Source organism: Shewanella sp. 38A_GOM-205m (genome assembly GCF_000518445.1).
GTDB lineage: Bacteria > Pseudomonadota > Gammaproteobacteria > Enterobacterales > Shewanellaceae > Shewanella > Shewanella algae.
The window spans coordinates 25743-39578 of the sequence record NZ_JADP01000031.1 but is presented as its reverse complement, the minus strand read 5'-3'; the positions used below and the strand labels follow the sequence as shown (position 1 = coordinate 39578).

9 protein-coding genes and 1 other RNA gene are annotated in these 13836 nt (G+C 55.7%); 5 read left to right on the top strand and 5 right to left on the bottom strand.

The annotated features are described in order from the left end of the window. The first annotated feature begins 83 nt into the window (after nucleotides 1-83). Complete coding sequence (rsmI, locus tag N512_RS0115995) at nucleotides 84-926, top strand: 16S rRNA (cytidine(1402)-2'-O)-methyltransferase (protein ID WP_028780979.1); 843 nt, start codon at nucleotides 84-86, stop codon at nucleotides 924-926. A 44-nt stretch (nucleotides 927-970) separates the two neighbouring features. Next, nucleotides 971-1340: RNase P RNA component class A (rnpB, locus tag N512_RS23835), an RNA gene on the top strand. 45 nt (nucleotides 1341-1385) lie between these two features. Here the strand turns inward: rnpB and N512_RS0115990 are convergent. From N512_RS0115990 to N512_RS0115980, 3 genes are all read right to left on the bottom strand, one after another. Continuing rightward, nucleotides 1386-2180: a substrate-binding periplasmic protein gene (locus N512_RS0115990; protein ID WP_028780978.1), complete on the bottom strand. Its 795-nt coding sequence runs from the start codon at nucleotides 2178-2180 to the stop codon at nucleotides 1386-1388. A 68-nt stretch (nucleotides 2181-2248) separates the two neighbouring features. Further along, complete coding sequence (locus tag N512_RS0115985) at nucleotides 2249-3898, bottom strand: ShlB/FhaC/HecB family hemolysin secretion/activation protein (protein ID WP_028780977.1); 1650 nt, start codon at nucleotides 3896-3898, stop codon at nucleotides 2249-2251. 156 nt (nucleotides 3899-4054) lie between these two features. Beyond that, nucleotides 4055-5275: a threonine/serine ThrE exporter family protein gene (locus tag N512_RS0115980; RefSeq protein WP_025889321.1), complete on the bottom strand. Its 1221-nt coding sequence runs from the start codon at nucleotides 5273-5275 to the stop codon at nucleotides 4055-4057. Nucleotides 5276-5491: 216 nt separating this feature from the next. Between N512_RS0115980 and N512_RS0115975 the strand changes: the two genes are divergently transcribed. Both N512_RS0115975 and N512_RS0115970 read left to right on the top strand, forming a co-directional pair. Further along, nucleotides 5492-5896 (top strand): MAPEG family protein, encoded by a 405-nt coding sequence (locus N512_RS0115975; RefSeq protein WP_028780976.1) that lies wholly within the window; start codon nucleotides 5492-5494, stop codon nucleotides 5894-5896. A 175-nt stretch (nucleotides 5897-6071) separates the two neighbouring features. Beyond that, nucleotides 6072-8435, top strand: coding sequence for a YgiQ family radical SAM protein (locus N512_RS0115970; protein ID WP_028780975.1), 2364 nt, complete (start codon nucleotides 6072-6074; stop codon nucleotides 8433-8435). A 58-nt stretch (nucleotides 8436-8493) separates the two neighbouring features. Here N512_RS0115970 and N512_RS0115965 read toward each other — a convergent pair whose 3' ends face one another. Next, a complete protein-coding gene (locus N512_RS0115965) occupies nucleotides 8494-9105 on the bottom strand; it encodes a TetR/AcrR family transcriptional regulator (protein WP_028780974.1) in 612 nt (203 codons plus the stop codon). A gap of 559 nt (nucleotides 9106-9664) precedes the next feature. On the opposite strand from N512_RS0115965, the gene N512_RS0115955 reads away from it, so the two are divergent. Continuing rightward, nucleotides 9665-11122: an MFS transporter gene (locus N512_RS0115955; RefSeq protein ID WP_028780973.1), complete on the top strand. Its 1458-nt coding sequence runs from the start codon at nucleotides 9665-9667 to the stop codon at nucleotides 11120-11122. Here N512_RS0115955 and N512_RS0115950 read toward each other — a convergent pair. After that, nucleotides 11119-13812 carry a DEAD/DEAH box helicase gene (locus N512_RS0115950; protein WP_028780972.1) on the bottom strand — a complete coding sequence of 898 codons (2694 nt, stop codon included), beginning with the start codon at nucleotides 13810-13812 and terminating at the stop codon, nucleotides 11119-11121. The two genes, N512_RS0115955 and N512_RS0115950, sit on opposite strands and share 4 nt — an antisense overlap. Between the last annotated feature and the right edge of the window lie 24 nt (nucleotides 13813-13836).

Here is a 13836-nt window from a genome sequence, read left to right as displayed (position 1 = left end):
TTCACTCTGGTAAGATGCTGGCTCTAGTTTAACCTTCTATTGTGCCTGACGAAAGTCTCGGCACTTTCATCTCCGAGGTAGTTATGGACCTGTCGGTCGCGCTGTATATAGTTCCCACTCCCATAGGCAACCTGGGGGACTTGAGCCCCAGGGCTCTGGAAGTATTGAATCAGGTGGCTTTGATCGCCTGTGAAGACACTCGCCACAGCGGTAAATTGCTGAGTCACTTCGGCATAGACACCCGCACGACAGCGCTGCATGACCACAATGAACGTGCCCGGGCGCAGTGGATTGTCGAACGCCTCGGCGAAGGTGAAGCCATAGCGCTGATCAGCGATGCCGGCACGCCGCTGATTTCCGATCCCGGCTATCACCTGGTATCCCATGTACGCGCCGCCGGTTACCCGGTGATCCCGCTGCCCGGCCCCTGCGCCGCCATTGCCGCGCTGTCGGCATCTGGCTTGCCCTCGGATCGTTTCTCGTTTGAAGGCTTTTTGCCGGCCAAAGACAAAGGGCGCCAGGATAAACTGCTGGCGCTTAGGGAAGACCCGCGCACCCTGATTTTCTATGAGTCTCCCCACAGAATTCTGCCCAGCCTCAAGTCGCTGGTGGAGGTCCTGGGGCCGGATAGGCAGATGGTGATGGCGCGGGAACTGACCAAGACCTTTGAAACCTTCCTCTGCGGCACCACGGCCGAAGTGCTGGCGCAGGTAGAAGCCGATGCCAACCAGCAGCGCGGTGAAATTGTGCTTATGCTGCACGGTTTTGTCAGTGAAGAAGCAGACGAAACGCCCGCCGCGGCGCTGGATACCCTCAAACTACTCTGTGATGAATTACCGCTGAAGAAGGCGGCCGCCATTGCGGCACAGATCCATGGGTTGAAGAAAAACGCTCTCTATAAAAAAGGGCTGGAGCTGGGCTGGTAAGGAAATGCCTTGGTGTGAGGCTCGCTATGGGCTATAATCCGCGCCGAGTTGGCCGGGCAGTCGCTGCGTTCGCAAGAACGGGGAGGAAAGTCCGGGCTCCATAGAGCAGGGTGCCAGATAACGTCTGGGCGGCGTGAGCCGACGACCAGTGCAACAGAGAGTAGACCGCCTGCCTTCGGGCCGGTAAGGGTGAAAGGGTGCGGTAAGAGCGCACCGCGCGGCTGGTAACAGTTCGCGGCACGGTAAACTCCACCCGGAGCAAGATCAAATAGGGTTCCACTATTCTTCGGAATTAATGCGTGGCTCGCGTTGGAACCGGGTAGATTGCTTGAGCCTGTGAGCGATTGCAGGCCTAGAGGAATGACTGCCGCTCCTTCGGGAGAACAGGACCCGGCTTATAGGCCAACTCACCAAATAAAACGAGGCCGCCCGTGTTATCACGGGCGGCCTTTTGCTTTTCTACTCGAGTGGAATGTTCATGGCTTGGGCTTGCTCAGGCTGCCATTGGGCCGGTTCAACCTGCCAGCGCTGCAGTAACTGGTGCCAGGCTTCTCCCTGCTGCAACTCCAACAACAGCCGATTGAAGCGGGCTATGGTTTGTCGGTCATTATGACGGATATCGAATGCCAGACAGTAGTAAGTCTTGGGTTGGCTGGGTAGATAGTCCAAGCCTTCAATCCCCTGTTTCCCTGCGTACCAGCGACCGACATCCCGGTTGACAAAATAGGCATCAAAACGCTTTCTGGCGAGCATTTTCAGTGGTAACTCATCGCTTTGTGGAAAGGTAACCACCTGCATGGGGGGAACTTGTTGCCGGATCAGTTCCTGATTCAATTTTTGCAGGGCATTGTGGGTATTGGATGGTGAGAACACTGCCACACGCTGATCCGATAGCTGCTGCATCTGCTTCAAACTCAGTGCCTTGAGGCTGAAGAAACCATATTCAGACTGCAACAGGGGGACCGAGAAATAGTATTGTGAGGTGCGATAATCTGCCCAGGCTAGCCCCATGGCACCGGTTTCTCCCGAGTTCATCTGTTGCCTGGCGCGGCGATTGGGCCACAGCTTGAGTTGGCAGCCTTCCTCCCAGCGCAGGCAGGCTAGGCGAGTCATCTCTACCATGACGCCCTTGAGTTCTCCTTCTTCCTGAAAGCTGTATGGCGCAAAATCAAAAAAGGCGATTTTCAACGTGTTTGCCTGTGCCGATATCAGACACGACAGGCCGAGCAGCACAGAGGAAAGGAGTTTTTTCATGTCAGGTCCAGGTTGCTGTGACCCTTCAAGTTTAGTGCAGCGTTTGCCGCTGGGATGGCAAAGTCAGCCTAGAAACTCTGTTTCACTTGAAAGCGCCATTCCCAGCCGTCTACTTCCTCGCCCCGGGTAAAGGGCACGCTGAAATCGATATGGGCGACATGACCATAACTGGAGCGGGAAGAGTAGATTCTGGCACCTATGCCGATAGAGCCTATGGGGCCTGAGACTTCGTTGTCATTGGCCATGGCACCACCAAAGGCCTGACCGACATCGATAAAGGCGGCCCAGCCCAATTCTGCCAGTTGGTAAAGGTTGATATTGGGGTAATAGCGGATTTCGCCGGTCAGCAGCCATTGATTGTCACCGTGCTGGTAGTCGTTGGGATAACCGCGAATGCCGGTTTCATCCCCCAGCGCAAAGGGACGGTCGATATAGTTGTTGTTGGAGTTGGACAGCCGCACCTTGGAATAGGCGGTCCACTTGGGGGTGAACTTATAGAAATACTCGGCGGCAACATTCACTTGATAAAAGTCCCGTTGCCGGGTGGCCAGGGTGGCTTCACCGCCAAATGCCAGCAACAGCAGCTCCTTGCCTTCAAAATAGCCGCGACTGCTGCGCCAGTTGAGGTGATAACCCAGGCTATCACTGTCTTTGGTTTCCAGCCCCAATTTAACGCTGTGATGCCAGCCGAGGTTGAAGTCTTCGTTATAGTTGACCAGGTGAATATTGGTCAGTACCCGAAAATCATCCTGCAAGTATTCCCATTCTACCCAGGGGTAGAGAAAGTCTCTATCCTGAGGCAAGGGCTGCTGCGGGTATTGAGGCAGGGCGTAAAAGCTGTGCTTATCCTGGGTGACTCCAAGGCGTAATCTTTGCCGGCTCTGGTTTTCTTTGGCGAACATAAAGCCCCAGTAGAGGTTGCGATAGCGGAGCTCTTCATTGAATTCGTTGATGTCGAGGCCGTTTTGGCGAATGGTGTCGATTCTGTCTTCATCCAGATACTCGGCGCCGTAGGCGCGTGTGTCGTCCAGAGTATAGAAAGGCTTGTCGAAATACAGCTGTTTGGCCTGACCATCGCTGTTGTCATAGAAGTTGGCCGCCACAGTGGCATTTTTGATGATGTTCAGCGGCATTTCGAACGCGACTTTGTAGCCGGTTCTGTCCTCGTCGGATTGGTACTTCAAACGGGTGCGGATCCCCAGGCCAAGAATATTGTCGTCTTTCAGCCCTACGGAGAAGCTGTTGTTGCCACCGCTGCGTCCCAGGCTGATGGTGGGCAGCAGCGACCATTGATCCCAGGTTTCCACCAGCAAGGTTTCACCATCAGGCTGTTGATCGGCACTCGGGTCGGCCTTGACCACAGAGATCCTGGCGTCTCTGAGATAGGCTTCACGCCTAAGAATTCGCTGCGCTTCTTCCAATTGCCTTGGGGTCACTTCCTGCCCCTCCTGGATACTGAGGCGATTGAGGATCACCGACTCCCGGGTATTGATATGCAAGGCGTTGGCCCAATTGTGCAGGAAGATGGCGTTGTCGGCAGACTCGTCGAAAATTGGGTTGCTGACCACCACAATTTTGCCAACCCTGAACCGCTCAGGGAGTGGATTTTGGCCTTGGGAAGACGAGGTTGTGCTATCGCCTTTGGTGCCTGTGTCGGCCAAAACGGAGAGGCTGGCAAACAGGGTTGCCAGAAGCAAGACACTGCGGCTTGTTGCCATAGACTGCCTCCTCTCGGTAGTGAATATCGGGCTGATATTCACACTTCAATAACACAACCGAATAGGCGGTTAGTCAAGGCGACAGTCGAAATAAAGTAATGATTTAGCTTGTAATAAATTACCTTCCCCCGGCGATAATGCCCACGGTGGCTGCGTTTAGAGGGTGTTTCTCGGCGGCACCACCACGTTGGAGAAGATAAGCCCGGCGATCAGTGACATGAATATCAGAAAGATTTGCGACCCCAGATGCGACTGGTTCAACATGGTTTCACCCGAGATCAGCACATTGAGGCCGATATAGGTCTTGGAGCCAGGCACCAGGATGACTATCCCCTGCAGCAGGGCGATGGAGGCCGGTGCCTTCATCCAGCGGGCAAACAGGTTGGCGTAGATACCCACGGCCAGGGCGCCGAAGAAGATCCCCAGAGAATCCCCCAGATAGAGGCCGCCGAACATGGCGGAGAAGAAGGCCACAATACCCGCCAGTACGCCCCAGGGGGCATCTTTGAGCCTGGCCTTGAAGATGAACACCAGCGCCATGGAGAGGATGGGCACCGCCGACCAGATGGCCCAGCGAGGCAACGGCATGGGCTCAATATAGAGGGATTCGCCGAACAGGGCATTGCCTATTGCCACGCCGAGTACGGCGCCGAAGTAGAGTTTGAATAGCAGCATTACCGCATCCATGATCCTCATGGTGCCTGACATAAGATCCCTTGCCGCCAGTTCGGCCAGGCCCAGGGTCAGCGCCAGGCCGGGAATAAAGACGATGATCCCCGACAGTACCACCACGGGGATATTCAGCCCGGCATCCAGTTGCGCCAGGCCACAGGCGGCGAAACCGGCCAGCATGGCGGCCAGAGGCTCCAGCAGTTCGGCCATCCGCCGCGAGCGTTCGGCGCTGAATACCAAGCCATAGACCAGCATGCCTATCAAGGCCGACCAGAACACATCATTCCAACTGCTGCCCATCAGCATAGCAAAGGCGGCGGCCGAGGTGCCAAAGGCACCCAGGGTTAACATGGGGCCATAAGGATTGGGCTTGTTGGCTATCTCATCCAGCCGTTCCAGCGCTTCACTCAGGCTGCGTTGCCCCAGGCTCAGCTCCTGCACTAAGGCGTCGGTGCGGGCCAGCGACCCCAGATCCAGCTCGCCGGGTTTGACCCTGGCAACATGGTTGTATTCCTGATCTGTGTCGTGCTGCAGCACAAAGGTCATCGAAGTGGGGGATATCAGAAAATAGCCTTCGATGCCGAGCGTCTTGGCCACTGTCTGCAAGTGGGTTTCGAGCCGATAAGCCGGGGTGCCGAACTTATGCAGAGCCTTACCCAACTTAATGATAAAACGGCGCTTTTCAATGAATTCTTGATTATCCACTCGGTTTCCCACTGTGCCCTTGGTTGGATGGACGGTTTTTTGCCCGCGCGGATTCTACAGTAAGGGGGCAGAATCCGGTTAATGACATTTTAAAAATTATTTCCTTTATGTGAGCTTAAGTGCAAGCTTGTTGCGTTAAGGTTGATTGGCTGCGCTTGGACAGCGTCGCATCAGCCAAGGCTGAACAGAGAATTTCAAAAGGAGATAAAAGAAATTATGTCATTGTTTATATCGGGTTTTTATGCCGCCTTGACGGGGCTTTTGGTCTTGGCTTTGGCTTACCGGGTGGCGCGGTTGCGCCGTGCTTACAAGATAGGCCTGGGCGATGGCGGTAACGATGCACTGCATTTGGCCAACCGGGTACACGGCAACCTGCTGGAAAATGCCCCGATAGCCTTGCTGCTTTTGGTGCTGGCCGAGGCCAACGGCATGGTCGGCGTTTGGTTACATCTACTGGGGACGATTTGGCTGGTGGCCAGATTGCTGCATGCCATAGGTCTGACCCAAGGCAAGGGCGGTTACCACCCGGGCCGTTTCCTAGGCACCTTGTTCACCTGGATAAGCATACTCGTGCTGGCGCTGTTTAACCTATGGCAGTATGTGGGGCGCTTATTGCTCTGAGCCCGAGATAAGCCACAATCCTAGTAGGGCCTTGGCTTGCAGGCACAAACAAGGGGCACAAATAGTCGGCAATTGGTGAAAAATCAGTCACACTTAACCAGGTTAGCCTGTTATACTCCGCGGCCCTGAGGCAGCGTGGCTGCCGTGTGTCGAATCCTCTGATGGTCAGTCTCAAATGCAAGTCGAATCCAGCTTATTTCAGTATCCCAAGTATTGGGCCGAGTGTTACGGCACGGCTCCCTTTCTGCCCATGTCCCGCAAGGAGATGGAACAACTGGGATGGGACAGCTGTGATGTGATCCTGGTGACAGGTGATGCCTATGTGGATCACCCCAGTTTTGGCATGGCGGTGATAGGCCGTTTGCTGGAAGCGCAGGGATTCAGAGTGGGGATCATCTCGCAGCCGGATTGGTCCAGCAAAGAGGCCTTTATGAGCCTGGGTAAACCGAATCTGTTTTTCGGGGTCACTGCAGGCAATATGGATTCGATGATCAACCGTTATACGGCCGATCGTAAACTGCGCCACGACGATGCCTATACCCCGGGCAATGAAGGCGGCAAGCGCCCGGATCGCGCCGTGACTGTTTATACCCAGCGCTGTAAGGAAGCCTTTAAAGAGGTGCCCGTGGTCATAGGCGGTATCGAGGCCAGCCTGCGGCGGATTGCCCACTATGACTATTGGTCCGACAAAGTGCGCCGCAGTGTGATTTTTGATGCCAAGGCCGACATCCTGATCTACGGTAATGCCGAGCGGCCGCTGGTGGAAGTGGCGCATCGTCTCGCCAAGGGTGAAACCATGGCGCAGATGCAGAATATCCGCGGCACAGCGGTTATCCGTAAAGAGCCTCTGCCAGAATGGCGCGGCATGGACTCGCGCAAGATAGATCAGTTGCACAAAATTGACCCTATCCCCAATCCCTATGGCGCCGATGATGTCGGCTGCCAGAATCTGTCCGGGCCATCAGACAAGAAGATCTTCGACAACGACGCTCCCAAGCCCATCAGCGTGCAGCCACCCAAGCCAAGGCCCTGGGAGCAGACCTATGTGTTGCTGCCGGCCTTCGAGCGGGTGAGTGAAGACAGATACCTGTACGCCCATGCATCGAGGATTTTGCATCAGGAGCAAAACCCAGGTTGTGCCAGAGCCCTGTTCCAGCCCCACGGCGACCGTGGTGTTTGGGTCAACCCACCGGCTTGGCCGCTCAACACAGATGAGATGGATGCGGTATTCGACTTGCCTTACGCCAGGGTGCCACACCCGGTTTACGGCAAGGCCAAGATCCCGGCCTACGACATGATCAAGACCTCGATCAATATCATGCGAGGCTGTTTCGGTGGCTGCTCATTTTGTTCGATAACCGAGCATGAAGGGCGGATTATCCAGAGCCGCTCTAAAGAATCCATTATCAAAGAAATTAAAGATATACAGCAGAAAGTGCCTGGCTTTACCGGGGTGATTTCCGATCTAGGCGGCCCAACGGCCAACATGTATCGTCTCGGCTGCAAGAGCGAAAAGGCCGAAAAGACCTGTCGGCGCTTATCCTGTGTCTTTCCCGGCATCTGTGGCCATTTGGACACAGATCATCAGCACACCATAGATCTTTACCGCGCCGCCCGGGATGTTCCCGGGATCAAGAAGGTACTGATCGCCTCCGGCGTGCGGTATGACCTGGCGATTGAAGATCCGCGTTACGTTAAAGAGCTGGCCAAGCACCATGTGGGCGGCTATCTCAAGATAGCGCCGGAACATACCGAAGAGGGGCCTTTGTCCAAGATGATGAAGCCAGGTATGGGCACCTACGACAAGTTCAAGGAGCTGTTCGACCAATACTCGGCCGAAGCGGGTAAGCAGCAGTATCTGATCCCCTATTTTATTTCGGCTCACCCGGGCACCACGGACGAGGACATGCTCAACCTGGCGCTGTGGCTCAAAGAGCGTAAGTTCAAGCTGGATCAGGTGCAGAACTTCTACCCATCGCCTATGGCCAATGCCACAACCATCTACCACACAGAGCTGAACTCGTTGAAAAACGTCAAACACAGCAGCGAACAGGTGCCGGTGGCCAAGAAGGGGCGCCAGCGGCGACTGCACAAGGCCTTGCTGCGCTATCACGACAGCGCAGGTTGGCCGCTGATCCGCGAGGCGCTTATCGCCATGGGGAAACAGCATCTTATCGGCACCGGGCCACAGCATCTGGTGCCCCCGGAAGGCCGCGCCGAAGCCTGGGCCGGTAAGCATAACCGCAAGGGGGCAGACAAGGGCCGCCAGGGACTCACCCGTTTCAGCGACAATCAGTTTGCAGAGCGCAGCGGCAAAGCCGCCAAGGGTAAGTCCACTGAAGGGGCCAAAGGCGGTAACAAGGCCGGAAAAGGCAAGGGCGGCGACCACACAACAGGCAAACCGACAACAGCTAAAGGCTCCAAGCCCGGCAGTGGCAAAGCCAGACCCGGAGCCAGGCCTGTCTTTGGCCATGCTCAGAGCCATGCTCAGGGTAAAAGTCAGGGTAAAAGCCAGGGCCAGAGTAAGAAATCAAAGTAAAAACCCAAGACGATAGAGGGCGCTAGCAAGCCTTTGTTCTACACAAGGGCTGCGTAGGCTAACAGCCCAGCAGACGCCGGAATTCCAGTGACAGATCTTCGCCGAGTTGTTGCGCCGTCGCTTGGCGGTCCTTGATGCCGTTATGCATGGCGTTGTCTACCGCGCCATGCATGCCGTGATAGAGGATGATGGCGCTCAGCTCAGGCCTTTCCAACTGCCAGGCGCCATGGCGCTTGCCGCTTAGCAAAAGCTCAATAATCTGCGCCAACACCCGATCCCGCTCACTGTTGCCGTGACCGTGATAATAGTTGTCATGGAAGAGCAGGTCGTGCAGCTCTATACCGGCCAGATAGGCGTTGACACTGGCCCGGCACCAAACATCCAGTCGTGTCGGCCAGTCATCGCTATCGCAGGCATCCATTGCCAGTTGCACCTGCTCGACAAAATGCCGGCTAAAGCGTTGCCGCAGAGCCGAGAGTATCTCCGGCTTGGCATTGAAGTAGTGGTAAAAAGTCCCCTTGGCGACCTTGGCCTCGCGCACTATGTCGTTGACTGTAGTGGCTTCAAACCCCTTCTCAATAAATAACTTCTGGGCCGCATCCATGAGTTCATCGAGACGAACCTCGGCCGGTTTAGTGCGTGGAGCTCCCGGGGTGCTGTTATTTGTCATTAGCCATACCACTCAATATAAGAAGTTTGATCTGCCAGGAAACTGCGTTGGCCAGGATAATGTTTTTCTTGGCCGATTGGCCGCCAAATTCTTTCATACTCGCCGAGTGAATCAAGCCCCTGTGCATAAGGAAGGTGCGAATAAGTCCTCGTGGCCTTCTCTTTTGTAGAGAGTGGCTTTCACAGCAATTGGCGTTCAAGGCATCTGACTGAAGGCATGCCGGGGCCTGTCGAAGTCGGATAACGCAGAGAGCCGGTTGCTGTGAAAGCCCCGAAGGGCGTGGCTTACAGGCCTGCCTGCGGTGTTGTTCTTCTTGCAAAGGACTAGGGCCATTTGCTGCGAACCACGCCTTGCATCCAAGCCAGTAAGCCGACGCAGAGCACACATGGGATTTGTTCGCACCTTCCTTAGGTCAGAATCGGCATTCATCCTACCTAAAGTGCTGATCCAAGGCCAGATGCCGGCCATCCAGTGATTGTAAATGCCATTGACCGACGGTCGGTCGAAATCTATATTGAGAATTATTCTCAATAACAACTAAGCTTCAAGGAGGAACAGCATGTCTTCTCTGCGTCAGGTCGCTCTGCTTGCGGCCATCTGTCTGGGCACTTTTATGGCGACTCTGGATATCAGCATAGTCAATGTTGCCTTGCCGACAATGAAACAGGAGTTGGCAATCAGCATGGCGGATTCCCAATGGGTGGTGAACGCCTATGCCCTGTGTTTATCGGCTTTAATTCTTTCTTCCGGGCCGCTGGGGGACCGTTTTGGCCGCAAGTTGTTGTGGCTCTGCGGGGTCGTGCTGTTCACTCTGGGTTCAATCGCCTGCGCCATGGCAGACTCTCTGTGGCTGTTACTTCTGGGAAGGGTGATTCAAGGGATTGCCGGTGCCGCCGTTATCCCGGGAGCCCTGTCCCTGTTGACCCACGCCTTTTCTGACGTTGGCGCCCGCACCCGCGCGATAGGCATCTGGTCATCGGTCAGTGCCCTGTCACTGATACTGGGGCCGATAGTCGGCGGTTTGCTGGTGCAGCATGTGGGTTGGCAGAGCATTTTCTGGATCAATGTCCCCATAGGCATAATCGCATTACTGCTGGGGGCTTGGGGGCTGGACGAGAGTGCCGACCCGGAACAGGCGGCACTGGATTTTGCCGGGCAGTTGCTCAGCATACTTTTCCTTGGGGGACTGACCTATGGCCTTATCGGCTTGGGTGAGCATGATTGGTTGAGTTATCACACCTTGGTGCCGCTGCTGTTGGCCGCCATTTTGTTTGCGGTCTTTATCCGGGTTGAACTTAAGGCGCCGCGGCCACTGCTGCCGCTGAAGTTGTTTCGGCAGCGGGACTTTGGTTGCTATAACTCGGCTTCCTTTGTGTTGGGCTTTTCTGCCTACAGCAGCGTGTTTTTTATGTCGCTGTTTTTTCAGGAAGCGCAGCGTTGGGATGCCGCCGAGGCCGGTTGGCGGATGGCGCCCGAGTTTATCGCCATGGCTGTGGCGGCCATGGGGTTTGGCCGCCTGGCGGCGAACTTTGGAGTCAGGCGACTGATGAGTCTGGGGTATGGATTGATGGCTTTGGCGCTCATGTTGCTGTCAAACCTGCAAGCGGAAACGGCTTATTTTCTGACGGCGGGCTATCTTGCCCTGCTTGGTTTGGGAATGGGGCTGGCGGTACCGGCAACCAGTGAGCTGGTGATGGCCAGTGTCGGGGCTCAGCGCTCGGGCATGGCTTCGGCCACCATGAATGCCGTGAGGCAGACGGGTATGACCTTGGGGATCGCCCTCTTGGGCACTCTGATGAGCCGGGTCATCTACACGGCCAAAGAGACTGAAAGTGGGGGACAGTTTGATCCGAGTGGGATATCAGCGATAAATCATCAGGCGGTTGCCGCCGGCTTTGGGGTCGCTATGTTTTGGGCCGGCGTGCTTTGTTTGGGGATGACCTTATGGTTACTGCTGCTGCGTCATCCCCGTTTGGGTTCGCTTGCGGCCGCCAAAACCGCTTCTGATGATTGTTAACTCTGGGGTTCCCGAGTCAGCTTACTGCGAATGCGCTCGATACAGGCACCGGGATTCTTCAACCAGAGTCCATAGCTGATGGGCAACATGGGCACCTTGGCCCGCTGCAGTATCTTGTATGTGTCCAGTTCAAAGAAGTCCATCCAGGGGCCGGGAAAGCCGATGAGATCCAGCGCCAGATACTCCCCCTGCCAGCGGCAGAGGATATCCACCTCTGTGCCGGCTATCTCATAGCCCGGCCAGGTTTCGATATTGTGCCCGGCCAAGGCGTCACAAAGCTGGCGCTGAAACTGATCCAACTGGTCATTTTGCCTGTGCCGAGCATTGAATTGACGGCTGGATTCCAGATAGAGGCGCAGCAGTGAGTTGCTCGGCAGCTCTTGAGCCGCTACCGAAACAAACAGGTGCTGTTGTTCCCTGGCGCGGGTAATGGCTACATTGAACACATCTTCGCGGTTGAGATATACCGCGGCTCTCTTGCTCTGTGGGTCAACGGCGAAGGAGAGATACATAATGTCGCGTTCCTCTCCCTGAAAACCAAAGGGGGTGTCGGCCCGCAGGCGATATTTTTCCAGCTCGGTGGCGGAAAACTGTTTGAACAAAGCATCGGCCAGCGCATCGGCCTGAGCCCTAAAAGGCGATAACACTCCCAGCGACTTGGGCATTCCCGCTTGTTCGCAACTGTCTATCTGCTGCCTTATCAGGTTGCACAGTGCACTGACTTCAGCCTGGTTGACTCCCTGTTCACTGCGCTCGCCCATCACTGAGTGCAGATGCAGATGGCCGCTGCTGGTACAGGGTCTGTGCTGCATTATCCGCAGCCGCTGCTGATAAAACTGTGAGTTGCTGAAGCTGATAAGCTCGGGAGCGCTGCGAAAGTGCTCATCGAGAAAGGCGATCTGCTGCTGGGAGGCTATCTGCTCGGCCACCAGATCCAAAATCGATTTATCGCGATAGCTGCAGATGCCGGATTGCGCTGTGGACACGCCATGCAGTTGTTGCAACGCCTGCTCTTTGCTGCGGGACAGGAAAGAGATATGCCTGAGTTGCTTGCCATCGCCGACCACCAGGGCCCGTTTGGCCCGAAACAGCGCCGGTAAGGCGCTGGTGATATTGCTCTGGCTGGCTTCATCGAAGATAACCAGATCGAATAGCTCCCGCTGCAGCGGCAATACCTTGTGAAGGGTGTTGAGGCTCACCAGCCAGATGGGAAACGCCTGCTGCAACACCTGGTAATCCAAGGTATCGAACAGTGCAAACTGCCGCTGTGAGGTGCGGGAACGAATCGCTTGATTGAAAGTTTGCAGCTGTTGCCTGTGGTTGTTCAGCAAGCCGGCGACCCGGCTGGCTTTGACATTTTGCAACAACTTGGCTGCCAGCGCCTCTTTGGTTGTCAGGCTATCGTTCAACTCATCCAGGGTGTCCCAATGTTGGTTCAGGTTTTCCATGCTGTGGCCAAACAGAGCAAGATAGAGCTGCAACAACCAGCGCCGCTGTGAGCGTTCCAGTTTGTGCAGCCTTTGACCGCGGCGAATGGCGCGGCGTAAAAATCGCAGCAGCCGGCGTTCTGAGTTGTCCAGTTGCCGGTTCAATAAATTGAGCTGGCTTTCCAACTGCTGCGGGGGTGTGTGCTCAAGTGAATGATAGCCGTCCAGCAGATTGCTGAGATAATCCTTCAGCTGTTTCAGGAAGGCCTTTTGTCCCGCCCGCAGGCTGATGTCCTTGAGCCCGAACTGACTCTCAAGCTTGTCGTTAATGACATCGAGCGCATGTTCGTTGTTGGCAACGATCAGCACAGACTCGCCCCGGGCCATATGTTCGGTCGCGACGGCGGCTATGGTATAACTCTTGCCGGTTCCCGGCGGCCCGACAACGCAGCCAAGACTGTGGCCGGCGCCAATCTCCAGCACTTGCTGCTGTGCCCGGGACAAGAGGCAGGGCAGGTACTGGCTTTTGAGGCGGCGCTTGGCTTCGGCCTTGGGTGGCAGTTGTGTTCCCATCAGATTCTGCAGCGGCGCCGAGAGTTCGGCCGCATTCATCATGGCAGAGATCTCATGCAGAATGCCGCGACTGGCGCTGGGGCGTTTCAGAAACACCAGTGCCGATGCCGGCACCAGAGTTAACTTACGCTTGCGGGTCAGGCGGGCGAGGCTGTCATAGCCTGTCAGTTTGGGGAATCCCAGCAGCCCCAGGGTATCTATGTTCTGGTGGCTCTGGCTCAACAGCGAGGTCCAGCTGTCGGGGCGCTCGGGAGCGAAGATGGCATCAAAGCCGGCTTCCATACTGTCTTCCGGCAGCAACAGCCGCAGCAAGGGTTCGTTAATCTGCAGTGCCCCCTCTTTGAGGGAAACATAGAAGCTGCCGTCATCCTCTTCCAACTGGGCTTCTTTAAAAACCAGAGGGCTGAGTACAGTGCGGGTCTGCCCCTCTTCCTTCAATTGGCCGACCACAAAATGGGAAACGTAAAGCAGTTGGCGCTCGCGCTGGTACATGGCGATTCTGGGCAGGAGCTGCGCCCCGGCTTCATGGGCGATTGGCTGTCTTGGCAGGAAGCCTGAAAGCAGCGAATCCTCGCCCTCAATAAATAGCCTGTCTTCCTGGTTTAGTTTGCCAAGGTGCCACAGATTAAGGTCGACACAATCTTCCCTATAGCAATCCTGGTAGTAAGCGAGTAATGGTTTGGCGGGCATGACCTTGGCTACTTTTTTGCGTTG

Excerpts from the sequence above, each read along its gene's own strand:
- N512_RS0115950 (WP_028780972.1), bottom strand. The coding sequence starts at position 13,812 with ATGCCCGCCAAACCATTACTCGCTTACTACCAGGATTGCTATAGGGAA.
- N512_RS0115975 (WP_028780976.1), top strand. The coding sequence starts at position 5,492 with ATGTCATTGTTTATATCGGGTTTTTATGCCGCCTTGACGGGGCTTTTG.
- N512_RS0115955 (WP_028780973.1), top strand. The coding sequence starts at position 9,665 with ATGTCTTCTCTGCGTCAGGTCGCTCTGCTTGCGGCCATCTGTCTGGGC.
- N512_RS0115990 (WP_028780978.1), bottom strand. The coding sequence starts at position 2,180 with ATGAAAAAACTCCTTTCCTCTGTGCTGCTCGGCCTGTCGTGTCTGATA.
- N512_RS0115965 (WP_028780974.1), bottom strand. The coding sequence starts at position 9,105 with ATGACAAATAACAGCACCCCGGGAGCTCCACGCACTAAACCGGCCGAG.
- rsmI (WP_028780979.1), top strand. The coding sequence starts at position 84 with ATGGACCTGTCGGTCGCGCTGTATATAGTTCCCACTCCCATAGGCAAC.
- N512_RS0115970 (WP_028780975.1), top strand. The coding sequence starts at position 6,072 with ATGCAAGTCGAATCCAGCTTATTTCAGTATCCCAAGTATTGGGCCGAG.
- N512_RS0115985 (WP_028780977.1), bottom strand. The coding sequence starts at position 3,898 with ATGGCAACAAGCCGCAGTGTCTTGCTTCTGGCAACCCTGTTTGCCAGC.